This is a genomic window from Chryseobacterium sp. MA9 (genome assembly GCF_024399315.1).
Taxonomy (GTDB): Bacteria; Bacteroidota; Bacteroidia; order Flavobacteriales; family Weeksellaceae; genus Chryseobacterium.
Genome location: NZ_CP075170.1, coordinates 506,018 through 529,303, shown reverse-complemented (window position 1 = coordinate 529,303; position 23,286 = coordinate 506,018). Strand labels below are relative to the sequence as shown.

Genomic DNA, 23,286 nt, shown 5'->3' with positions numbered 1-23,286 from the left:
AAAATGCCGTTCAAAATTGTTTAAAGGAATCAGGAAAATAATAGGGCTCTACTTCTCCTGTATTTTTTGGAAAGAAATTCAGTTAACAGTACCAATAAAATCGGTAATACGTTCTGAAATTTCTATAATAAGAAGCAGAAAAACTAAAATAACCGCTAAAAAAGTAATTAGCGGGTGCAAAAAAAGACAGATATGTGTTAGTCTGTTTTTCCATTTTATTCTGGAAATGTCTTTGTTTTAGCGTTTCTGGTTGTAATTTGTTTTTGTCAAAAACTTATTTTCGACAGAAATATTTGACAAATATATAAAAATTATGTCAAATCAAACTTCATTAAATCATCAAGATCTTTCAAAAGTGGATTTTTTTCGATAAGTTTTTCAAACATCTTTCTCTTCGTCACCACCTCAATCTTCAGATTTTCAACGTCTCTGACGTATTCTATCTCTATAATATGATTCTGAATTTTTCTTTTAAAATGATTAAAAAATTCTCCACTTATTTTATCAAATTCTACTTTGGCAGAATCTGAAGGGAATAAAACTTTGATTTTGTGCTCCTCAGCTTTTTCCAGCTTAAAGGTTTTTACTGCGTTAAATACAAAGTTATTTTTTACCTGAAGCTGTTTAAGCATAATTTTCCATTCCATCTGCAAATCTGTATCTGTAAAATGGTTTTGGGGAAGGTTTTCAGTTTTTACAACAACATTTTCTGTTGTTTCCACTTTATCTTCTTTATTAAGGAAAGAATTGATGCTGAAACCGGAAGAGATTCCCGGCCTTGACAACGGCTTGGTTGTTTTTGTTACTGAAACTTCCTGAACTGTCTGAGAAGCTGCAGGTTGTTGTTCTGCTTTAACTTCCTTTTTCTCCGGAGCTTTTTCCGGCATCTTCACCTCCTGTTTCTCACTGAGAAACGGAGCTAGAATCAGGAACTTTTTTTTTTAGTATCGCCTAAATTAGCTGTCAGTGAAGCCAGCTGCATTAATGCAATTTCAACCGTAAGTCTTGGGTTTTTGGAATTCTTATAATTAATATCTGCATGATTGCAGATTTCAATGCCATCAATCAGCTGCTGGGCGGCCCACTTCTGCCCCTGTTCTACAAATTTGGATTTTGTCTTCTCTCCCACTTCAATGAGATCAATAGTAGAAGTATTCTGCGCCATCATCAAATCTCTGAAATGATTTCCTAATCCGGCAATGAAAATGTGGGGATCAAATCCTTTTTTTACAATTTCATTGAATGCAAAAAGTACTTCAGGAATTTTGTTTTCCTTGGCAAGATCTACAATATTGAGGTATTGATCGTAATCCAGAATATTCAATACTTCGGCTGCTTTTGCCAGCGTAATATTTTTCTGGGAGAATGTAGAAAGTCTGTCGAAGATAGAAAGCGCATCTCTCAGTGCACCGTCGGCTTTCTGAGCAATCAGGTACAATGCATCATCTTCGTACTGGATATTTTCTTTCTGGGCAATATTTCTAAGGTGGCTCTGGATATCTTCAATCGTAATTCTTTTGAAGTCATAGATCTGGCAACGGGATAAAATTGTTGGAATAATTTTATGTTTCTCCGTTGTTGCCAAAATAAAGATCGCATGGGCAGGCGGCTCTTCCAGTGTTTTAAGGAATGCATTGAAAGCGGCAGAAGACAGCATATGGACCTCGTCAATAATATACACTTTGTATTTACCGACCTGAGGTGCAAATCTTACCTGATCTATCAGTTCCCTGATATCATCTACAGAGTTATTGGATGCCGCATCCAGCTCATAGATATTATAAGCAAAGCCATCTTCTGAAACCGAGCCATCTTTCTCATTGATCTTTCTTGCAAGAATTCTGGCGCAAGTAGTTTTACCCACACCACGAGGACCACAAAAAAGTAATGCCTGAGCTAATTGACTTTCTTCAATTGCATGTTCTAAAGTATCCGTAATATGAGATTGTCCTACAACCGTATCAAACTCCTGAGGACGATATTTTCTTGCAGATACTATAAAATTTTCCATTGGTCAAAAATAAGAAATATAGTTTTAATTTGAAAATTAAAAGTTTTCAAATATCAACAAAAAACGTATTTCTGTTTAAATCGGAAAACTTTTAATCCCTACTTTTTTTTACTGTATGCAAAGTCAATCAACTCAACAATAGCGCCTTCAATCTCTTTTCTACCTTCTTCTGTTTTCAGGTCAATACCGCAGAACTTGTTTGCGTTATATCCTGTATAAAGGTTAAGATAGTAAGCTCCGGAAACAATCAAAGCCATAATTGCTCTGTGTCTTGTAGCTACACCTTCGCCAAAATAAGGATCTGAGATATTCCCAAATAAAACCTCTCCTACTTCTTCACGTTGTTCAACTAATTTTTTAAGAATAGGTTTACTTTCTGAAAGCTCCCATAGGATAATCTTCTGAAGTTCTTTATTCTTCTTCAGGTTTTCGAACTGGTTGAGTACAACCATTTTAGTAAGTTCATGCCCTCCGTCAGAGAAATCCATATCAACGTCCTGGTTGACCTGGCTCCAGTAATCCTGAGATTTGATATATTCATCAATCAGCTTATCAGTACTTCCAAAGTACTCATAGATCAATTTTTTATCAAATCCGGCCACTGCGGCAATTTTACTTACTTTTAGTCCGGAGTATCCTTTTACTCTTAAAATTTTACCAACTGCAGCAAGCAGTTTTTGTTTTGTTTTTTCTTTGTCCCTAATGGGGCCCTGCACTACTTTTCTAGGCATAATTATTATTTTTTTGCAATATGCAATTTTTTATTAATATCATCAAACGCGTTAAGCGTTTTGTCGAGGTGTTCTTTTTCGTGTCTTGCAGTTACACTCATCCTGATACGCGCATCTTTTCTTGGAACAGCCGGGTAAAGAATCGGGTTGGTATAGATTCCTTTTTCTATTAGTAGTTTTCCGACTTCACCTGTTACATAGGGATCTCCTATTTTCACTGGAATAATTGCGGAACAGGTAACTCCGGTATCCAATCCAAGATCGTCAAGTCCTTTTTTGAAATAATTGATGTTGCTCCAGAGCTTTTCTCTCCAGATGGGTTCTTCGTCTATTAAATCAATGGCTTTAACAATTCCTGCGGATGATGGTGGAGCTGTTGCTGAGAAAATCTGCTGACGGGAATGGAATCTCATGAAGGCAGCCAATTTTTTATCGGCAATGACATATCCTCCAAGATTTCCAAACGTTTTACTGAATGTTCCTGTGATGAGGTCTACTTTATCCAATAATCCAGCCTGTTCCAAAGTACCTCTGCCTGTTTCACCAAGGATACCAACGCCATGTACGTCGTCTACCATTAGAAAGGCATTATACTTTTTCACAAGATTGTAGATCTCATTAATACGGGAGGTATCACCATCCTGGGAATACACTCCATCCACAATAACGAGTTTCGTACGGTACAGATTTTCAGATACCTTCAAAATGTGTTCCAAAGATTCCAAATTATTGTGCGGAAATGTTTTTTTATTGGTAAAAGCGCATCCTTCGTGTACACTGGCATGTACTGCCATGTCTAAAATAGCAAGATCTTCTTTCTGCATTAAACACTGTAAACTTGCGCTATTAGCTGTATAACCGGTAGTAAATACTACGGCTTCATCTTCTGTTCTTTTAAAAAAACTTGAAATTCTTTTTTCTAAGGCATTGTGGTAATCAAAATATCCACCTATGAGAGGAGTAGCTCCTGTGCCTGTGCCATATTTTTCGATTCCTTCAATAGCAGCCTGTTTTACTTTTGGATGCTGTGTAAATCCTAAATAATCACTTGATACAAAACTAACAAATTCTCTGTTTTGATCTGCAATATTTACATTCAATATTGCATTGGTTCCTGAAGTGTTCTTCAGTCTGTAATTCATGTGTCCATTAGACTTTACATAGTCTAAATATTCATAAAAAATTTCAGCTCTTTGAGCCATATCATTATCTGGTATATTCTCAAAGTCTTTAATAGTTGCTGTTGTGAAATTGATGCTCATCCTTAATCTTGTTTGTTGTGGTTTAAAAGAGACAAATATATAACTATTTAGAGGGCTTAAACACCTGCATTAAGATTAAATATTATTAAAGACACAATAATTTATTCTTATTATCTGGTAATCAAACTATTTTTTATATCTGTATCTTTTTAACATTTTTTCCTATTGAATTAATTAGTTTTTTCTTACCTAAATTTAGTAAAAAAATCAAACAATAAAGCAACATTAGTATATAAATAATAAAAAAATATGATTATTTTTCACAAACAGCTCATTTATAAAAGATTATTTCTCCAATATTTTAACAGTTTAATTCACTAAACAGCTTTTTAAAACTGACAATTTGAGCGACCAAATCCCTACTCAAAGACAAAATACAGCACAAATCTCCTACTACAGCAATATTAAACAAAAAAAGTAGTCAGATTATGTTCTTTTTGGAATTCCTGAAATTTCCGGGAGTAAAACCGGTCATTTTTTTGAAAAATTTTGAAAAATTGGATGGGTCGTATGTAAAAATACGGGCAATTTCTGCTACAGATTTATCGGAATTAATGAGCATATCTTTGGCTTGTTCTATAATTTTTCCGTCATAAAAATAACAGGGGTGTTCTCCGGTTGATTTTTTAATGGTATCGGTGAGGTGTTTATGAGAAACAGCAAGCTTTCCGGCAATTTCGTTCAGTTCCATAAAATCCTGAACAGTTCCGGAAATAACGTCCTGAATGTGTTTGTCCAGAAAGGTAAAATATTGACGGGTAATTTCTTCACTTCTTTTCATCATGTGTTTTTCTTGCTAATCTGTATTTAAGGTATAAAATTAATCATAAGATACAAAATAACACGGTGAGCTTTTCGGATATTTAAAGCTAAGTAGTTAATAAAAACTGTCTTTGAAAGCTTGTGTAGAATTTTTTACTTTTAGTTTTTCCAGAATATTCTGACGGTGTCTGCTGACGGTATTGATACTTATGAAAAGTATATCAGCAATTTCTTTGCTGGCATAGCCCTCTCCCACAAATTTCAAAACTTCCAATTCTCTTGGGCTCAGAATATTTTTATAATCAAGCTTATCTTTTACAACAACTTCTCCTTTTATTGTATTGATAATCATAAAATCGGAGACTAAAGATGAAGCCAAAGCAATATTATAAAGGCAAAGGGCCAGCCTCAGTCTTCCATTAGAGGGTGAATACACGTAAAACATGCGGTGTTTAACCCAGCGGTATTCTTCATTTTTATCTTTCATCCTTATTTTTGACACGACACTGTATTCTGTGCGCTGTTCCATTTCCATAGTATCCAGTAATTTGAAAAAGCGGAGCTCATGGATATATTTCTTCAGCCGGTCGTCTGGATGAATCTTTTTCAGCATCTCTTCTTCCCAGATGGAGTCTATTTCTGTGGGATTTTCCCCTATAGTCAGCCCAAGTTCTCCAGCTGCTGCAGATTTATAAATATAGCTTTTATTCGCCTGCATATCACTCAATACACATATTGCACCTTCCATCTGGGAGTACGCAAGTGCTCTTTGCTTATAGACTTCTATATCAAGCATGCATTTTCTGGAAGCGTTATCGAGCAATTTATCGCTGAGCTGTTCACGGATTTCCATAATGGTTATTTATCAGTATTGACGCAAATAAGGTTTAAGAATACTTTTGCTAAAATAATAATTTACCCTTAGAATTTATCCAAAGACAATGAAGAAATTGATTTTAAGCTTTTGTGTCCTATTCCTAATTCAAAAATTTTCTGCCCAGAGCCTGGAAAAAATGACATGGTTCAATGAACCTGAAAAATGGGAAATCAAAAACAACAGCCTTTCGATGTTTGTGACTCCGCAGAGTGATTACTGGAGAGTTTCACATTATGGATTTACGGTGGATGATGCTCCCTTTTATTACACCACTTATGGCGGTGAATTTGAAGCAAAAGTAAAAATAACAGGCAGCTACAAAGCCCGGTTTGATCAGATGGGTCTTATGCTGAGAACTGACAAAGAGCATTACATCAAAGCCGGAGTGGAATTTGTAGACGGCAAGTATAACCTCAGCACCGTAGTTACTCACAACAAAAGTGACTGGAGTGTTATAACATTAGAGAAAATACCTCCCGCAGTATGGATAAAAGCTGTGAGAAGGCTTGATGCTGTGGAAATATTTTATTCTTTTGATGATAAAAACTATATCATGATGCGGAATGCTCCACTTCAGGATAATACTCCGGTAATGGTTGGTTTAATAGCCGCCTGCCCTGACGGACAGGGTTTCAATGCTCTTTTTGAGAACTTTAAAGTAAGGCATCTACCTGATGAGCGCAGGCTGAAATGGCTTGAAACTCATAAATAATGATTGAATTATACTTCAATATACAATCAGTTTAATTCACCTCCCGTATCTATGGGAGGTTTTTGTATGTTTAAAAATGAGATTTCTGAAATATGACAATTAAAAAAGAGGCGTTACTTTTGATGCAGCCTCTTTTGTTTTTTGAGATAAAACCGTTTGTGTTCTTAGAATCATTATTTATACAATAAATCTTCTTTAATCGTTGTGAAAATATTTTTGCAAAAATATGAATATTCATAAGCCCTGACAAAGATATTATGTAGAATTAACCTCAGTTTTTTGTCAAACTTTTACTACAAAAATCAATTAAATAAAACTAAAAACTATTCATCAGCAACTCTTAAAAAAATACAAAAGCATAAATATTTATTATTTGTAAAATCCTAAAACCAATCACAAGTTCGGTACAGCACTGAGATTTATAGAAGGAATTTAAAAATGAATCAGGTATAAATTTATCACCTATTGTTGAGGTATTATAATGTTTCGGAAAATTTTATGTACCCTATCGTCAACAAACCGGGATAAAACTTGTACAAAACAGATTTTAAGATACTGATTTATCTCCATAATTTCACTATTTTTACACAATCAAAAAATATAAAACACAAAAGACCTGAAAACTTCAATGATAAAAATTTATTTTCAATCGTTCCTGCCCATTAAAAAAACATTGACTTGTACAGACACTATTATTAACCGTCTTTTGCACTAGTGCAGGAGATATAGATCAGTTTTGCACATATATGAGAGTTTGGGCATTTATATTTGCTTGCATCTATTTAAACATTTACGGACAGAGCCACACTTCTACGTGGTACAACATAGACAATGGGCTTCCGCAAAGCAGTGCAAAGGCCATTGTCAAAGATAAATATGGTTTTATCTGGATCTCTACAGAGAACGGTCTTGTACGATATGATGGAAGTTCGTTTATTACTTTTAATAATTTCAAAGTAAACAATCTTCATTTCGGCGAATTTATTGGTGATCCGCTTCTGGACAGCATTACGGTCCTTAATAATTTCCAGGAGAATAAAATCATCATTAAAAACAGGTTTCCAAAACTTTCCAATCTTACCGGGAGTGATAAAACGGCTTTTTCCAATGGCAATACTATTATACAACGAATTGCCAATAATATTATAACATCAAGCTTTTATAATGATATTCAGTATTTTATACAGCTTAAAAACTCAGCCTATTATTTTACAGAAAAAAATGCCATCATCTATAGAGAGGAGAAAAAGGAAAAAAGAATAGCAATTCCATTTACCAATAAAAAGCTGAACAATACTTTTGTACTGGATGACACTCTTTTTATCAATGATCTGAAAAAAAGAAAAACCTATTCTATCCATAAAGGAGAGCTTTCTGTTTCTGAAGAACCTACACTTTTTAATCATCCGGACACCAAAATTTATTGGCAGCAGATTACCAATCAGACTTTTATCATCAATCATGATAACATTTATATTTTAGAAGGTAATGAAAAGAATCTCCGTTTAAAATTTCTCATTAATTTTGAGGAAATTGGCAATCACTCTTACTGCTCTATGTTTTTTGATAAAGACTTCAATAAACTTTATCTGGGAACGCTTAATAATGGACTTAATGTGCTTAAGCTTACCAATTTTTATATTTCAAAGAAAGAAGCAGATTTTTCCAACAATGTTTATTATGCATCCCTTCCCTTCAGTAAAAGCACAATCATCGCTGAGGACGGAACAGAATTCGGGAAAAACGGCATTGTCCATAAACATCTTTTCGGGTGCAATGACAATTATCTGATGATGTATGATGATTCTGAAAACATTCTGATCAGAAAGAGAAACAGTATTATCAGATATTACAAAAATTCAGGCTATAAAAAGAAGGATTCTACTTTCATCGGTAAGGGATTTGAAGCTTTTATGAAAAGCGGAAATCTTTATGGCACTACATTTACAGATATTTCTGGCACTCAGCTTCGTCTCTATAAAAAAGACCTGTTTACCAATCCTGATTTCATTTATAAGTTTAAAAGTTTTGTCAATATTTTTTACCAATACAGTGACAGTGAAATTCTGACCGGAAATAGTGACGGTTTATACTCGATAATACTGGGAAGCAATACTATAACTCCAATAATCAAAAATATTGATGTCAAAAGTATTTTCAGAACAAAGGATAATCTGATCTGGATTACTACGAATAAAAATGGATTTTATCTTTTCAAAAACCACAAACTCATCAAGATGCCGAACGACAGAAACGGTTACCTGCAATCGGCTCATTATATGCTTGAAGATCAAAAGGGCGCTTACTGGATTTCTTCCAATAATGGCCTTTTTAAAGTTCCTAAAAAACAATTGCTGCTGTACGCAGAAAACAGAAAAACACCGGTTTTCTATTACCGGTTTACCAAAAGAGATGGTTTCCTGACAAACGAATTCAATGGCAGCTCAGAACCTAATGCCTATGCTTTGGAGAATGGAGAATTTGTATTCCCATCAATGGACGGCTTTGTGTTTTTCAACCCGGACAATATTCGGACTTATTATCCGGAAAGGAATAAAATCTATATTGAAAGGGTAAAAATAGGAAATTCTGAACCTCAGTATTTTCATCAGACCCTTGATTTAAAAAACAATTATAAAACTGCGGATGTTTTTATTGATATCCCCTACTTTTCTAATCCGGAAAATCTGTATATCGAAGGGAAAATATCGGGAAAGGAAAATACTGAGTGGGAGCAGATTCCAACAGGAAGCGAATTAAAATATACCATCAGCAATCTTTCTCCCGGTGAATATACTCTCAGCATAAGAATACTTATTTCTCCGGATGGAAAGTATGAGATAAAGACAGTCCGCTTCAATATCCAGCCTCTTTTTTATCAGACATTATTGTTCAGAGTGTCTGCTTCTGTTGTTATACTCATTATCATTATCATCATTGTTCAGCTGACCACCAACTTTTTAAGAATAAAGAATAAGGCATTAAAGCAAATTGTTCGTAATAAAAACTCTGAGCTGAAAGAAACTTCTCTTCATCTTGAGGTGGTAAAAAGCAATCTGCAAAAAGAAACGGAATATCAGAAAAAACTGGTAGAAACCATCAGCCATGACATCACTACTCCTATCCGGTTTATTGCCATGCTTTCTCAGAAACTTCATGAGTCTGATGATGTGGAGCTTCAGAAGAAATATTTTGACAGTATTTATAAATCTTCAGAGCAGCTTTATCAGTTTACCCTGAATTTAAAGGAATATACTGAGCTTTATAAAGCGGAGAATATTTTTGAAGAAAAGGAATATCCTATCAATAGAATTCTTGAAATCAAGAACAGGCTTTTCTGTGAAATTGCTAAGGAAAAAGGAACAACAATTACCCAACTTGCCAAACATACTGTATATTCCAAAGTAAACGAAAGTATTTTAACCGCCATTATTCATAACATTCTTGATAATGCCGTGAAAAATACCTTTGAGGGAAATATAAGCCTGAACATTACAGAAAACCAACAAAAATCCACAATCATAATTGCTGATACAGGCACGGGAATGTCTGCAGAACAGATTGCCACTTATATGAATCTGTTCAGAAATCCTAAGCTGGAGACCCCAAGCTTTAAAGGAAAAGGACTTGGTTTGCATATGGTCATCCATCTTGTAAAAAAGATCAACGCTGAAATCAGGTTCAGTCAAAACCAGCCCTCAGGAACGGTTGTGGAAATAACACTCAATAAAAACTAACCTCTATGAATGTAAGAATTTTAATCGCTGACGATCATTATGTAGTAAGAGCAGGAACCTCTCTGGTTCTTGAAACCGCTTACCCGGAGTTGAAAATAGATTTTGCAGAAAACTATGACCAAGTGAAAAAAAAGCTTGGCAGTTCACGTTATGACCTTCTTATTTTAGATATTGACATGCCTGGAACTCAGTATAAAAAAATGATTCCAGAACTTAAAAACATACAAAATGACCTCAAGATTCTTATTTTCTCAGGATATGATAAAGATGTCGCCATCCAATACATCAGAGAAGGAGCTGAGGGTTACCTGAACAAGCAAAGCAGTGAGGAAGAAATAAAGAATGCAGTGAAAACGGTTATCGAAAAAGGATATTTCTATCCCGCAGAGCTGATTGGTCTTATTATTCAAAACAAAAGAAACAATCCTGTAGAAAAGCTCTCATCCCGTGAATATGAAATTTTCAAACTCCTGGCTGATGGAAACGGAAATCTTGAAATTGCCAACAGGCTTAATATCCAGATGTCTACCGTGAGTACTTACAAAAAAAGAATATTTCAAAAGCTTGATGTTGGCAACATCGCAGAACTGATCAAGGTCTATGAAATGATGCATTAGAAAAAGGAGCCGGAATCTTATATTTCCGGCCCCAAAAACACAAATCTCATTAGATTTTTCACCAGTCGATATATTGATGTATTTTTAGAATCATAGAAAAGCTTTCTGTTAATATAACCTCTGCACAGACAGAAATAATTCTCTTGTGTTATCAGAAGTATTGGAATCTGTTGTAGCAGCATCACTGCTTCCTGTTGTAGATTTGTTATCTACGCGGAATGCATAATAAACTCTGTACCATCTTGGTTCCGGTTCCTGTATGGTAATATCAAAGGTTACGGTCTCATTATGGGTCTGTGTAAGATAAACCCCGTCATCAAACTGTCTGTAGGCTCCTGGTGATAGTTTAATATTTCCGTTGTCAGAATCACCGGTATGGGTAGACATTTCCGAAACCCAGATTTTCACATCTGAAGTACCTGCATTATAAAGTCTTGGATTAAAAGTTGTGGCAGCCCCTGTACCCGCTGAACTGCTGTTAAATTGTGCATCAAGCCTTAAGAAACCACCCAAAACAGGAAGATCAGAAAGATAGGTACTCGCCAATGTACCAGCTCCGGAGGGACCTGCAGGAATGCTTCCATGATAGTAAATTAGATCACCAATTGTAATATCATCATCTTTTCCTCCAAATGCAAATTTCCAGGTAGTTCCGTTAAACATATAATAACCTGCTTTATCTACTTTTGCTGTTTTTACAGAAGGCATTGTCACAGCCTGGGTTACATAGACCAATGCTCCGGTCTGTGCGGCAAGATAGACATCATCTTTAGCCTTCAGCTGATCACCTGTTATTCTGGGAGCCATTACACCATCAGGAATGGTAGTAATATCCGGCTTTCCTTCTACATGTAATGTGACTTTGGGAGAATCTGTATTGATACCTACTTGGGAATATACTGCTGTTGAGCAACCCATCATTATGCTGGCAAGAGTTAATTTTATTTTCTTCATTTTAGTTATATTTGCTTGAAAATTATTTGACTTATTTTAAGGGGTGAATAAATCATGTGGGGTCAATTGAAATGTCATCAATCTGCCTTTGTTGAGCTAGCTGGTGCAAAGTTATCCGCATTGATAAATCAATTTTTTAAATAATCAATGAAAAACCGGAAACGGCTTATAAAAACACAAAATACTAACAATCAATACCTTAATTCAGTTATTTTTTGATATTTGACTGTTATAAAGCGTATTGAAATGATTTAAAATTATCTGCTATCACAAATGGCGACCGCAAAAGACATACAAATTGAACAGTATAAAAGACAGCTGGTGTATTATTACAATATTCTGATGTCTGTCATTCTTGCTGTATTTGGTTTAATATTTACTTTTATCATTCCTGATAAAATAATGGCATGGTATCTTTTTGGGGGACTTTTTTTACTGGTCTACACTTACCTGATTGTACGTAAAACGTATTCCATAAGTGTAATGGTACATTCCTATATTATCATTGCAACCCTTTTTAATTTTTATATCATGCTTGCTTTCTGGAACAATTCTATAGCAAGTTTTGTCTGGCTTATTCCGATTCCGCTGGCAGCATATGTTTTTTTTCAGAGGAAATACGTCTTTATCTACAGCATATTTGTATTGCTGAACATTATTGCAGGATATCTTATTTCAAAAACCTTCAGCTTTAAATTTCCGATACACAGACCAGAAGATGTAAGAATTACGGATACTATTCTTATGGTTTCCAATGTAGCCGTGATATCCCTCCTGCTCTATTTTAAGGATAAAATTAAAAGGGTTGAAATTTACCATGAAATTGAAGATAAGAATCTGAATCCGGAAACTCAGCCAAACTTTGTGACAGAAAAAGTTCCTTTTGCAGATGAACTGTTTGAAAAAATTGAAATTGTAATGAAGGAAAAACAGCTGTATAAAGATGTTAATTTCAATATTTCAAAGCTTTCTGCAGAAATGGATATCAACAGCAGCTACATTTCAAAATCAATCAGGGTAAAGGGATATCCCAATTTCAATAATTATCTGAATATGCACAGGATTGAATGTGTGAAAAGACTACTTACTGAAAATGATATTGAGAAGGTAACCCTTATGTATATTTACACCGAAGCAGGATTTTCAAACCAGTCTACTTTCAACAGAGTATTCAAACAGATGGAAGGTATTACTCCCTCAGAATACATCAGCAGTTTGCAGATGCACTGATTTGTTTCACCAATAAATATGATTGAAATAATGATTTTTAAATCCGGAAAATAATCAGGAAATTTACAGAACTTAATTTTTCTGTCAACCTGTGCATTTTAATTGCAAAAAATCATGAATTCATCTGAAAAAGCCATTCAGGGAAGCTCACGTTTCCGATATATTAAACTTTGTATTTTCTTTTCAGGACTTTCGGTTTTTGCCCAGCTTTATCTTTTCCAGCCAATGCTGCCTATGGCTGCAGAACATTTTGGAGTATCTGTAGGTGATACTTCCCTTCTTGTATCTTCATCTACGATAGGTATGGCATTAGGATTACTGTTTTTTGCTTTTAAAGCAGACAGTTATTCCAGAAAAGGTCTGATGGTCTTTTCATTGATTTCATCTGCTGCACTTACCATTATTTCCACCTGGATCCCAAGCTTAAGCCTCCTGATTGCTATAGGAATAATGAAAGGTTTTGTTGTTTCCGGTGTTTCTGCAGTTGCTCTGGCCTATCTCACAGAGGAAGTGAATGCTTTGGCAGTTCCGGCAGCCATCAGTATGTATCTCAGCGGTAATACCATTGGAGGAATGAGCGGAAGAATAATGGCGACTCTTCTTGCCGGTGAATTCGGATGGCGCAATGCTGTTCTTTTTATCGGGATAGAAAGCTTCGTTCTGGGAGCTGTATTCTGGAAATTGTTCCCGGAATCAAGATTTTTCAATCCACAGAAAACAGATTATCATCTTAAGGTAAAACAGATGAAGTTTTTTCTGACTAATCCTTATATGCTTCGATTATATTGTACAGCTGCTTTACTGATGGGCGTTTTTGTAAGTGTTTATAATTACCTGACGTTTAGATTGGAAGCGCAACCATTTTCATTAAGCCATTTTATCATCGCTTTTATCTTTCTCATGTACATTTTCGGGGTTTTTGGTACGATGATCACAGGCCGCCTTTCCAGAAAGTTTCCCATGAATGATATCCTGAAAGGCTCTATTTTATTTATGCTCACCGGAGCCGCGTTGTTATTATCTGAAAATATTTATATTCTTATTTTCGGACTGGGGCTTTTTACCCTTTCTTTTTTCGCAGCCCATACTATGGCCAGCCAGATGACTGCATTGTATGCCAAACGTGGAAAATCTTCAGCCACTTCTATTTACTGGCTTTTTTACTATTTCGGGTCAAGTATCCTGGGTAGTGGTACCGGTTATCTCCTTCATGCTTATTCCTGGAATTTCTTCATAGGAGTTCTTATCATAGCTGTTATCGCAGCCCTTCTGTTAACTACGGCTAATGTAATCCCAAAAGAAAGAGCAAAAAACTAATACCACATACATACCACATCCGTTTTTTAACAACATCTTGTCAATCGCCTATATATGTAGTATTTTAACATATTATTAATTTTTTATAGTAAAAATTTAACCTAACCTTCAATAAAACAGGCCATAATAATGTAATGCCGGGCATAGTATTTGCTGTTTATATGGGACTATATCATCACCTAAAAATCAAAATATTATGAACGTAGCAGATTTAAAAATCAAGAACTTGGTGGAATATAATAATCAAATTTTTACAATCACCGAGATCTTTCACAATGTTGAACAGGCTTATTTTGTTAAAATTGAAAATGATAATCAAAGTATCTCAGTCCCGGCAGCATCTATCAAGCCTATCAAGATAACAGAAGAATGGCTTGAAAAACTGGGATTCTCAAGAACCTACAGTTCGGATAAGAGTATACGGTATGAAAGGCCGGAACCTTTTATAAAATACGATATAGACCTAAGTTCCAGAAAAATACTGGAAGGTCTGAAAATATATGGAAACGCGATAAAGTGCAAGTACATCCATGAGTTTCAGAATATTTTCTCAAGCTTGTTCGGAAAAGAAACAGCTTTGCATTATGGTTATTTGAAAACAGAATCGTAGTTTAAATAGTTCTAAGCTGCAGAAGACCACAATTTAACTTATAAATTGTGGTCTTCTTTTTTTCAATAGGATCAAAAGGATTTTGCCTCAGAGACTATTTTATTTTCTTAAACTCAATCTGGTTAAGACTGACCCCAGAAACATAACCTACAAATTTTACAGGAGCCGGAAAATATGCTGTTTCTACCCAGAATAAGTGGGATTAAAATAGCTTAGGAATCTTTTCTATTTCTATTAATAAACCAGAATCTCAGAATTTTGGTTTATTTTTTATCAAATGACAATAAAACAGACACCAGTTCCCCGGTTTCATTCCGTATTTTTACAGTAAACTTAATCGCTCATATGAAAGAAGTTATCGTCTATCAAATCGACTCATTTACCAAAGAAAAATTTAAAGGAAATCCTGCAGGAGTAGTATTGAATGCCGAAAATATGACGGCTGAAGAAATGCAGCTCGTTGCCAGAGAACTTAATAATTCTGAAACGGCATTTGTTTTCAAACCAGATATTCCCAACGAAAATTTTGATTATCACATCCGATATTTTACTCCTACCACAGAAGTTCCTTCCTGCGGACACGCTACCATTGCTGCTTTATATGCAAAAGCTCAGGAAGATTCTCTGGATTCCTGTACAATTGCAATACATACACAAATCGGAATATTACCGGTTCATATTGAAAGAAAAAACAATGATTATCTCATCACTATGACACAGGGAAAATTTGAGCTGAGCCCTGCTTTTGATACTTCAATGACCCAAAGAATTGTTCTCGCTCTGGGACTGACAATGGATGATCTTGATGAAAAATGTCCTGTACAAATTGCTTCAACTGGTCATTCTAAAGTAATGATCGGCATTAAAAGCAATATGACCTTAAATCATCTGGTTCCTGACCTTGCTGCTTTGACAAAGCTTAGTAAAGAAATCGGCTGTAACGGATATTTTGTATTTTCTTTCGATACAGATGAAGAAGAGATATTAACCAATGGGAGAATGTTTGCACCCGCCATTGGTATTTCTGAAGATCCGGTTACCGGAAATGCAAATGGTCCTCTGGGAGGTTATCTTATTCAAAACAAAATCAGAGAGACGGCTGATGGCATTTTTGAATTTACCGGAAAACAAGGGCAAGCCATCAACAGGATTGGTGAAGTAAAAGTACGGGTTAGTGTGAAAGACAACCAGCCGGATGTAATCAGTATTACCGGAAATGCAGTATGTGTTTTCAGAACAACTATGGATTTGAAATAATTCTGACATTTATACATAAATCATGGCAAAGTAAATTTCAACATACAAAAGAAGCTGTCTCAAGAATCAAATTATTTGACTCTTGAGACAACTTCTCTTCTTTATTATTTATCATCTGCAATCTTGAGAAATAATTCCTCTTTCCCAATAAGATAAATGTTGATAAGCTCTTGTCTGTTGATATTAACGATGTCACCGTTTTTAATCTTGAATTTCTTTTGTAAAGGCTTTCCGTTAAAATAGACTGTATCTGAATTAAGCAGAAGATTCAATTTAGATGATGAAAGACCTAAACATGTCCTGATAACAGTGGAAACTCTTATGTTAAAATCAAAAGAACATTGTATTTGAAACGAAATCATCTTACTGTCTATATTGATCAGATCTTCAACAGGAATGTTATTGTATAGAATTTCATATTCTACACTTTCCAGATCTGCTTCTACATTATTTTTCCGTCTTATTTCCTGTGAGAAGGCATATTCCCAGGCAATTTCCGTATTGTTTTCTGAAAATTTATTAAATAATTCTTTACTGAGAGATTCTGTTCTTATTCTTGAAAAAACAGTCATGTTATAGGTGTTGCTGCATTTTACACATCGGTAAATCAACCATATATCAATATTCTTTTTTTGAGCATTCAATCTGAATTTATCGCTGCAGTAAAACCTGTCGCTGTTACAATGATTGCATTTCTTTTTTAGTAAGGGAGTATTTTTTGCTTTTACCTCCCAAATATGTTTTGTACCCATTACTTATAATTGTGCTTACTATTCTTTGTTGGATTTTTTCCATATTATTCACGCATTACAAGAAGGTTGATACATCTGATATTTACCTAAAGACTACTCTTAAGGTATAATTAGATCTGTATTTCAGTCTTTGAAATCATAATGATTAAGACTAAAACATAGATATAGCTGCCCTTTGCAGGCAATGCAATATATAATATGATGAAATGAAAACCTGTTCGGGCAGAATTACCCAAACGAAAGAACGATCAGCCTGTGGTTACGGAGACTGATACTAAGCAGTAATAAGTTTAAGTGTTGTTCTCAAAACGACCTATTTACTTGGTTATGATAAAAGTAGTCAATTTCAGGGAAGAACAGTCCATTTTTTCATATTAATTCAAAAGAAAAATAAACAGCTTATATTTCCCATACAAATCGGTCTCTAAAATGAACCATACAACACATAAAAACTGAACCATGCAACAAACCTGTCTTTTCAGTTTCTGTCGAACTTTGTGGTATTAAAATCATCAAAATGAAACAGATTAATAAAATTTACATCAACGGTGAATTTGTTACACCGAATGGAACAGAAACATTTGACCTTATAAATCCTACGACTAATCAAAAAACCGGAGAAGTCGTTCTGGGAAATGAAGAAGATACCCAAATGGCCATCGCCGCAGCGAAGAAAGCTTTTACAACTTTCTCCAAAACAACAAAAGAAGAACGTATCAGCTTACTTAAAAAACTACATGAAGCTGTAAGCAAACGGGAGAACGAGCTGGTTTCCGTGATGGTGAATGAATATGGAGGAACCTTGCAATTCTGCAGAATGAGTGTTCAAAATGCAATTTCAGCCTTTACCACAATCATTACGACTCTGGAATCTTATGATTTTGAAAAGAAAGTTGGACATTCTAAGGTGCGTTTTGAATCTTTGGGAGTAGTAGGAATTATTACTCCATGGAATGCCAGTAACAGCTTCATCTGCAACAAACTGGCTACTGCTATTGCAGCGGGATGTACTGCAGTTATCAAACCAAGCGAAATGAGCGCTGTACAAACCCAACTGCTTGCTGAATGTTTCCATGAAGCCGGTTTACCTGCAGGGATATTCAATATTGTAAACGGGTTAGGAAATGTAGTAGGTGCAGAAATCACCCGGCATCCGGACATCGCCAAAATTTCTTTCACAGGGTCCACCCTTACAGGAAAAGCTATTGCCAAAGGGGCCGTAGATACTATGAAAAGAGTAACGCTTGAACTTGGCGGAAAATCGCCTAATATCATCCTTGAAGATGCCGATCTGGAAAAAGCTATTCCTATGGCTGTTTTCGGAGCGTATATGAACAACGGGCAAGCATGTATCGCTCCTACCCGATTGCTTGTTCCCCAAAACCGATTGGAAGAAGTGAATGAACTGGCAAAAAAAGCGGCAAAACAGGTAAAAGTGGGGAATCCTAATGAAGAAGACACTCTTGTTGGGCCTATGGTAAGTGCCAAACAGTTTGAAAGAGTACAAAGTTACATCCGCCTGGGACAGGAAGAAGGAGCAACTCTGCTCGCAGGTGGTGAAGGTAAACCGGAAGGCCTTGAAAACGGTAATTTTGTAAAGGCAACCATTTTTACCAACGTTCATAATACTATGCGCATCGCTCAAGAGGAAATATTCGGGCCTGTGCTGTCTATTATTCCCTATGCTAATGAAGAGGAAGCAATTGCTATTGCCAATGACACTACTTATGGTTTGGCAGCTTACATCAGTTCTACCGATAAAGGTCATGCGGAACGTGTTGCAGCACAGATTGATGCCGGAAGAATTTGTATCAACGGGTTTTCACATGATCCTTATGCTCCTTTCGGTGGTTTCAAGCAAAGCGGTATTGGCCGTGAGTATGGTGTATTCGGATTGGAAGCTTATCTGGAACCTAAGACAATTCTTGCGTAATATTGCAATCCTCAAAGTCTATGAATAGTAGGCTTTGAGGATTTAAACAATATGTAACCGATTATTGATACTAAAAAAGTTTTGTAAGTTTGAAAAAAGAATCGATCAAGAAATAACCGTTTGAGCTATGAGCGAAAATAATATTCCTTTACCTATCAATTACTCCTGTCACTTTTCAGAATTCAGGGAAGGAGAACAATTTGCACGTATCCACAGTCTGGGACTGGTTCTTTCCGGGGAAATGGAACTGAATGACGGTACTACAAAAACCATATTCAAGGAAGGAGAGCTTTATTCTGCGAGGAAAAACCGTCTTTTGAAATTTGCAAAGTATCCTCCTAAAAATGGTGAGATAAGAACAGTAACCATCTATTTTGATGATGCCGTGCTGTATGATTTCAGTCGTGAATATGGATATCAGGCAGAGAAGAAGGACAATACTCCAGCTTTTATAAAACCGGATCAAAAGGTATTAACTTCTTTTATGTATTCTCTACTTGCCTATGAAGAACTTCCTGCTTCCACCGAACTTCTGCGTCTTAAACAGAAAGAAGCTTTACTTCTGATGCTGAGCTTTGATCCAGGTCTTAAAGATATTTTATTTGATTTCTCTGAGCCATACAAAATAGATATTGAAACTTTTATGAACAAAAACTTTCATTTCAATGTCAATGTGGAGCGTTTTGCTTATCTAACCGGGAGAAGTTTGTCTGCATTTAAAAGAGATTTTCAAAAGATATTTGGTATTCCTCCAAGACAATGGCTGCAGCTTCGGCGATTAAAAGAAGCTCATTTTCTGCTTACCCAAAAAGGAAGATCGGTTTCTGATATTTATCTGGATCTCGGCTTTGAAAATTTATCCCATTTCTCCTTTGCATTTAAAAAGCAGTTTGGTTATCCACCGAGTTCATTACAGACAAAATAACTTAAACTTCATCTAAAAAAAGTATCTGAAAGCGACAATCACCAGAATAACAACAGCTGCTGTAATGATTTTCACCTTCATATCGCTTTTCAGACTTCGGGAGCATAGCGCAATGTTTTAAAGGATTACTATAATAAATCGTGCCATGAATATCATAGCACGATCCAAGTGATTGTATCTAATTATTTTAAAGTTTTTTTAAAGTGCATATTCTACGGAAGCTTCTTTAGCTGCGGCCACCATTGCTATCAGGGCTTTTTCCGTTTCTTCCCAATGTCTTGTTTTTAGTCCACAGTCCGGATTTACCCAAAGCTGATTGGCAGGAATCACGTTTTGGGCTTTTCTCAACAGTTCAATCATTTCTTCTTTGGACGGAACCCTTGGAGAATGGATATCGTATACACCAGGACCAATTTCATTCGGATATCTGAAGTCTGCGAAAGCATTCAGCAGTTCCATCTGAGAACGGGAACACTCTATGGTAATCACGTCTGCATCCATATCGGCAATGTTTTCAATAATATCATTGAACTCTGAGTAGCACATATGGGTATGAATCTGGGTGGCATCTTCTACTCCGCTTGCTGAAATTCTGAAAGCTTCTACGGCCCATTTCAGGTAGTTCTGCCAATCTGTTTTTCGTAATGGAAGCCCTTCTCTTATTGCAGGCTCGTCAATCTGAATAATTCTGATTCCTGCTTTTTCAAGATCTACCACCTCATCACGGATGGCCAGAGCAATCTGCTTACATGTTTCGGAACGAGGCTGATCATCACGAACAAATGACCATTGTAAAATCGTAACAGGGCCTGTCAGCATTCCTTTTACCCATTTTTCAGTTTGTGACTGTGCATATTGAGACCAATATACCGTCATAGGAGTCGGGCGGGAAACATCACCGAAGATCACAGGAGGTTTTACACAACGGCTTCCATAGCTCTGTACCCATCCATTCTTTGTAAACACAAAACCTTCCAGCTGTTCCCCGAAATATTCAACCATATCGTTACGTTCAAATTCCCCGTGAACCAATACATCTATTCCAATTTCTTCCTGCCAGTTAATCGTTCTTTGGGTTTCTTCTTTCAGTAATATATCATACTGTTCAGCCGTCAGCTCTCCTTTCTTGAATTTTGCTCTCCAGCTTCTTACCTCCATTGTCTGTGGAAATGATCCGATCGTAGTAGTTGGGAATAAAGGCAGCTGCAATACTTTCTGCTGTTCTTCTTTACGGATTTTGAAAGTATTTATCCTTTGCGCATCTTTTTCAGTGACAGCATTCGCTCTTTGCTTTACCTCATCATTATGAATAAGAGTGGATGTTTTTCTGCTTGCAATTGCTTTTTTATTTTCTTCAAAAGATGCAAGAATCTGTTCATTTTCTGTTCCGGATGCCAGTTCTTTAAGCGTTACAACTTCTGTCACTTTTTGTTTTGCAAAAGCAAGCCAGTTTTTAATTTCCGGATTAAGACTGGTTTCAAAATCCAGATCACATGGCGAATGAAGCAATGAAGAGGAAGGAGCAATCAAAATCCTTTCTGATCCTAATTTCTCAACTGCTTTATTGATGAAAGACAAGGACTTTTCAAAATCATTTTTCCAGATATTCCTTCCGTCAACCACTCCTAATGAAAGGTTTAAGCTTTCCGGAATAATATTCAGAATACCGTCTAATTGTTCAGGATTTCTTACCAGATCTATATGTAAAACATCCACGGGAAGTGATGCTGCCAGCAACCCATTATCATTTAATCCTTCAAAATAAGTGGCAACAATAAATTTAAGTTTCGGGAAACGTTTTCTTATTTCGGCGTAAACAAAATGATATGTTTCTTTTGCTTTCTCCGTTAAATCCAATGCTAAAAAAGGTTCATCAAACTGAATCCACTCTGCACCCTGTTCCTGAAGTTTTGTTAAGATACCTGTATATACGGGAAGAAGGTTTGCAGCCAGATCCAGTTTATCAAATCCTTCTTCTTTCTCTTTTCCTAATAACAGATAAGAAACCAGCCCAATAATTACAGGTTTTGCATTGATTCCTGCCTGTTTTGCTCCTGCAAATTCATTGAAAATTTTATCTGAACTCAATTTAAACTGCTGGTTTTTATAAAACTCGGGAACGATATAGTGATAGTTGGTATCGAACCATTTTGTCATTTCCATCGCAGTGATGTCCAATCCATCTTTCTGGCAGCCTCTTGCCATAGCAAAATAAAGATCCAGTTCAGAATTGTTCTTTTTAAGCACTACTTCATGGTAACGCGTAGGAATTGCCCCTACCACAAGGCTCATATCCAATACCTGATCATAGTATGAAAAATCATTACACGGAATAAGATCTATTCCTGCTTCTTTCTGAATGTTCCAGTTTTGATTACAGATATTTCTGCCTGTATTCAGAAGTTCTTCCAAAAGGATTTTACCTGACCAATACTGCTCGCAGGCTTTTTTGAGTTCTCTTTTGCTACCAATACGCGGATAGCCAAGAATGTGAGTTTGCATTTTTTTTACTTTTTAATTAAACTTAATGGTAAAGTCTTTTTAAAATGCTTCGGAATGTTTTAACGGATAAAAATTTCTGGAATCATGATATAACAAACAACACAGTTTCCCTTACAGAGAAAATGTATGAATCTGATATATCATCTGTATGACCCAAAAGCTTCAGACCGCGAAAGCATTGTCAATTCAGTAAAGGCAGGTCTCCTGACTTGTAACAGTTTCCGTCATCCTTCCCGTTTTTGGCAGTGGATATGCAAGGACAGAAACCTTCGGTATGTTACTTACAGTTGCGCGACAGCTCGTGATTCACACACGATTCCCTATTAATCTACGTTAAGTAAAACCTTTCCTGTTTGATGAAGTATCTCTAAAGAACTGTACTTTTACCTCTAACGATAGTCATCAGTAAAAGTTTTTAATTTTGCGTAAAATTAACAATACAGAATAAATACACAATTAAAGCCAATTAATTAAGCAAAATAAACTTTTAAAAACAGTAATAAAAGCATAAAATTCTTTAAATTTGACTGTTTTTATAATCTAAAAGAATAATATTCTGTGGAACAACTCGATGATAAGGATGTACAGCTGCTCAGGCTGCTCCAGAAAAATGCAAAACTGACCGTTAAAGAGCTTGCAAAGGAAGTGAACCTCTCCACTTCACCGGTTTTTGAAAGAGTAAAAAGATTGGAACAGGAAGGGTTTGTGAAAAGATATGCAGCTGTTCTTGATGCCGAAAAGCTCAACCGTGGGTTTACGGTTTTCTGCCAAATCAAGCTGAAAATTCACGACAGATCTGTGGGGTATGATTTTGTGAAAGAAATTTTAGAAATTGAAGAAGTTGCGGAATGTTACAATATTTCCGGAGATTTTGATTTCCTTCTGAAAGTTCAGGTGCGGGATATGAAACATTACCAGGATTTTGTATTTAACAAACTGGGATCTGTAGATTCTATCGGGAGTACCCACAGTACATTTGTCATGGCTGAAGTGAAAAACAATCATGGAATCACTATATAATAAAAATAGAAAATTGAGAATTAAAAATAGTATGGCTTAGCCCGTTAGACATCATATTTAATTTTTTAATTCTCAAT

The 23,286-nt window shown here is 35.7% G+C and carries 19 protein-coding genes and 1 riboswitch; of the genes, 10 read left to right on the top strand and 9 right to left on the bottom strand.

Annotation, left to right across the window (positions count from 1 at the left end; genetic code table 11):
• Nucleotides 1–311 precede the first annotated feature (311 nt).
• The 6 genes from KIK00_RS02390 to KIK00_RS02365 form a co-directional block, all read right to left on the bottom strand.
• Nucleotides 312–887: a hypothetical protein gene (locus tag KIK00_RS02390; protein WP_255814975.1), complete on the bottom strand. Its 576-nt coding sequence runs from the start codon at nt 885–887 to the stop codon at nt 312–314.
• 38 nt (nt 888–925) lie between these two features.
• Entirely contained in the window at nt 926–2,011 is a 1,086-nt protein-coding gene (gene dnaX / locus KIK00_RS02385; protein ID WP_255814974.1) for a DNA polymerase III subunit gamma/tau, read from the bottom strand.
• A 98-nt stretch (nt 2,012–2,109) separates the two neighbouring features.
• On the bottom strand, nt 2,110–2,742 hold the full coding sequence (locus KIK00_RS02380) for a TetR/AcrR family transcriptional regulator (RefSeq protein WP_047375406.1): 633 nt from the start codon (nt 2,740–2,742) through the stop codon (nt 2,110–2,112).
• A gap of 5 nt (nt 2,743–2,747) precedes the next feature.
• Complete coding sequence (locus tag KIK00_RS02375) at nt 2,748–4,004, bottom strand: aminotransferase class I/II-fold pyridoxal phosphate-dependent enzyme (protein ID WP_255814973.1); 1,257 nt, start codon at nt 4,002–4,004, stop codon at nt 2,748–2,750.
• Nucleotides 4,005–4,425: 421 nt separating this feature from the next.
• Entirely contained in the window at nt 4,426–4,788 is a 363-nt protein-coding gene (locus KIK00_RS02370) for an AraC family transcriptional regulator (protein ID WP_255814972.1), read from the bottom strand.
• Between the two features lie 93 nt (nt 4,789–4,881).
• Complete coding sequence (locus KIK00_RS02365; protein WP_255814971.1) at nt 4,882–5,619, bottom strand: response regulator transcription factor; 738 nt, start codon at nt 5,617–5,619, stop codon at nt 4,882–4,884.
• A gap of 88 nt (nt 5,620–5,707) precedes the next feature.
• Between KIK00_RS02365 and KIK00_RS02360 the strand changes: the two genes are divergently transcribed.
• The 3 genes from KIK00_RS02360 to KIK00_RS02350 all read left to right on the top strand — a co-directional run bounded on the left by KIK00_RS02360 (nt 5,708) and on the right by KIK00_RS02350 (nt 10,709).
• Nucleotides 5,708–6,355 (top strand): DUF1349 domain-containing protein, encoded by a 648-nt coding sequence (locus tag KIK00_RS02360; protein ID WP_255814970.1) that lies wholly within the window; start codon nt 5,708–5,710, stop codon nt 6,353–6,355.
• Between the two features lie 746 nt (nt 6,356–7,101).
• Entirely contained in the window at nt 7,102–10,092 is a 2,991-nt protein-coding gene (locus KIK00_RS02355) for a sensor histidine kinase (RefSeq protein WP_255814969.1), read from the top strand.
• A 5-nt stretch (nt 10,093–10,097) separates the two neighbouring features.
• Nucleotides 10,098–10,709, top strand: a complete 612-nt coding sequence (locus KIK00_RS02350) for a response regulator transcription factor (protein WP_255814968.1) — start codon at nt 10,098–10,100, stop codon at nt 10,707–10,709.
• Between the two features lie 108 nt (nt 10,710–10,817).
• On the opposite strand, the gene KIK00_RS02345 is transcribed toward KIK00_RS02350, so the two are convergent.
• Nucleotides 10,818–11,663, bottom strand: a complete 846-nt coding sequence (locus KIK00_RS02345) for a hypothetical protein (protein WP_255814967.1) — start codon at nt 11,661–11,663, stop codon at nt 10,818–10,820.
• 273 nt (nt 11,664–11,936) lie between these two features.
• Between KIK00_RS02345 and KIK00_RS02340 the strand changes: the two genes are divergently transcribed.
• From KIK00_RS02340 to KIK00_RS02325, 4 genes are all read left to right on the top strand, one after another.
• Nucleotides 11,937–12,893: an AraC family transcriptional regulator gene (locus KIK00_RS02340; protein ID WP_255814966.1), complete on the top strand. Its 957-nt coding sequence runs from the start codon at nt 11,937–11,939 to the stop codon at nt 12,891–12,893.
• A 114-nt stretch (nt 12,894–13,007) separates the two neighbouring features.
• Nucleotides 13,008–14,210 carry an MFS transporter gene (locus KIK00_RS02335; RefSeq protein WP_255814965.1) on the top strand — a complete coding sequence of 401 codons (1,203 nt, stop codon included), beginning with the start codon at nt 13,008–13,010 and terminating at the stop codon, nt 14,208–14,210.
• Nucleotides 14,211–14,406: 196 nt separating this feature from the next.
• The gene (locus KIK00_RS02330) at nt 14,407–14,820 is read left to right on the top strand and encodes a hypothetical protein (protein WP_255814964.1); all 414 of its coding nucleotides are present in this window, start codon (nt 14,407–14,409) and stop codon (nt 14,818–14,820) included.
• Between the two features lie 345 nt (nt 14,821–15,165).
• Nucleotides 15,166–16,077 (top strand): PhzF family isomerase, encoded by a 912-nt coding sequence (locus tag KIK00_RS02325; RefSeq protein ID WP_255814963.1) that lies wholly within the window; start codon nt 15,166–15,168, stop codon nt 16,075–16,077.
• 104 nt (nt 16,078–16,181) lie between these two features.
• Here KIK00_RS02325 and KIK00_RS02320 read toward each other — a convergent pair whose 3' ends face one another.
• Entirely contained in the window at nt 16,182–16,829 is a 648-nt protein-coding gene (locus KIK00_RS02320; protein ID WP_255814962.1) for a DUF1062 domain-containing protein, read from the bottom strand.
• A 517-nt stretch (nt 16,830–17,346) separates the two neighbouring features.
• Here KIK00_RS02320 and KIK00_RS02315 point away from each other — a divergent pair.
• The gene (locus KIK00_RS02315) at nt 17,347–18,762 is read left to right on the top strand and encodes an aldehyde dehydrogenase family protein (protein ID WP_255814961.1); all 1,416 of its coding nucleotides are present in this window, start codon (nt 17,347–17,349) and stop codon (nt 18,760–18,762) included.
• A 127-nt stretch (nt 18,763–18,889) separates the two neighbouring features.
• Nucleotides 18,890–19,687, top strand: a complete 798-nt coding sequence (locus tag KIK00_RS02310) for an AraC family transcriptional regulator (RefSeq protein WP_255814960.1) — start codon at nt 18,890–18,892, stop codon at nt 19,685–19,687.
• Nucleotides 19,688–19,885: 198 nt separating this feature from the next.
• Here KIK00_RS02310 and metE read toward each other — a convergent pair whose 3' ends face one another.
• On the bottom strand, nt 19,886–22,189 hold the full coding sequence (metE, locus tag KIK00_RS02305; protein WP_255814959.1) for a 5-methyltetrahydropteroyltriglutamate--homocysteine S-methyltransferase: 2,304 nt from the start codon (nt 22,187–22,189) through the stop codon (nt 19,886–19,888).
• 176 nt (nt 22,190–22,365) lie between these two features.
• Nucleotides 22,366–22,552, bottom strand: a riboswitch (cobalamin riboswitch).
• A gap of 195 nt (nt 22,553–22,747) precedes the next feature.
• On the opposite strand from metE, the gene KIK00_RS02300 reads away from it, so the two are divergent.
• The gene (locus KIK00_RS02300) at nt 22,748–23,209 is read left to right on the top strand and encodes an Lrp/AsnC family transcriptional regulator (protein ID WP_047375447.1); all 462 of its coding nucleotides are present in this window, start codon (nt 22,748–22,750) and stop codon (nt 23,207–23,209) included.
• Nucleotides 23,210–23,286 lie beyond the last annotated feature (77 nt).

What these genes read in the sequence shown, in the direction of transcription:
- metE (WP_255814959.1), bottom strand. Translation starts at nt 22,189, where the DNA reads ATGCAAACTCACATTCTTGGCTATCCGCGTATTGGTAGCAAAAGAGAA.
- dnaX (WP_255814974.1), bottom strand. Translation starts at nt 2,011, where the DNA reads ATGGAAAATTTTATAGTATCTGCAAGAAAATATCGTCCTCAGGAGTTT.
- KIK00_RS02375 (WP_255814973.1), bottom strand. Translation starts at nt 4,004, where the DNA reads ATGAGCATCAATTTCACAACAGCAACTATTAAAGACTTTGAGAATATA.
- KIK00_RS02360 (WP_255814970.1), top strand. Translation starts at nt 5,708, where the DNA reads ATGAAGAAATTGATTTTAAGCTTTTGTGTCCTATTCCTAATTCAAAAA.
- KIK00_RS02355 (WP_255814969.1), top strand. Translation starts at nt 7,102, where the DNA reads ATGAGAGTTTGGGCATTTATATTTGCTTGCATCTATTTAAACATTTAC.
- KIK00_RS02350 (WP_255814968.1), top strand. Translation starts at nt 10,098, where the DNA reads ATGAATGTAAGAATTTTAATCGCTGACGATCATTATGTAGTAAGAGCA.
- KIK00_RS02315 (WP_255814961.1), top strand. Translation starts at nt 17,347, where the DNA reads ATGAAACAGATTAATAAAATTTACATCAACGGTGAATTTGTTACACCG.
- KIK00_RS02335 (WP_255814965.1), top strand. Translation starts at nt 13,008, where the DNA reads ATGAATTCATCTGAAAAAGCCATTCAGGGAAGCTCACGTTTCCGATAT.
- KIK00_RS02370 (WP_255814972.1), bottom strand. Translation starts at nt 4,788, where the DNA reads ATGATGAAAAGAAGTGAAGAAATTACCCGTCAATATTTTACCTTTCTG.
- KIK00_RS02345 (WP_255814967.1), bottom strand. Translation starts at nt 11,663, where the DNA reads ATGAAGAAAATAAAATTAACTCTTGCCAGCATAATGATGGGTTGCTCA.
- KIK00_RS02365 (WP_255814971.1), bottom strand. Translation starts at nt 5,619, where the DNA reads ATGGAAATCCGTGAACAGCTCAGCGATAAATTGCTCGATAACGCTTCC.
- KIK00_RS02380 (WP_047375406.1), bottom strand. Translation starts at nt 2,742, where the DNA reads ATGCCTAGAAAAGTAGTGCAGGGCCCCATTAGGGACAAAGAAAAAACA.
- KIK00_RS02325 (WP_255814963.1), top strand. Translation starts at nt 15,166, where the DNA reads ATGAAAGAAGTTATCGTCTATCAAATCGACTCATTTACCAAAGAAAAA.
- KIK00_RS02340 (WP_255814966.1), top strand. Translation starts at nt 11,937, where the DNA reads ATGGCGACCGCAAAAGACATACAAATTGAACAGTATAAAAGACAGCTG.
- KIK00_RS02320 (WP_255814962.1), bottom strand. Translation starts at nt 16,829, where the DNA reads ATGGGTACAAAACATATTTGGGAGGTAAAAGCAAAAAATACTCCCTTA.
- KIK00_RS02390 (WP_255814975.1), bottom strand. Translation starts at nt 887, where the DNA reads ATGCCGGAAAAAGCTCCGGAGAAAAAGGAAGTTAAAGCAGAACAACAA.
- KIK00_RS02310 (WP_255814960.1), top strand. Translation starts at nt 18,890, where the DNA reads ATGAGCGAAAATAATATTCCTTTACCTATCAATTACTCCTGTCACTTT.
- KIK00_RS02330 (WP_255814964.1), top strand. Translation starts at nt 14,407, where the DNA reads ATGAACGTAGCAGATTTAAAAATCAAGAACTTGGTGGAATATAATAAT.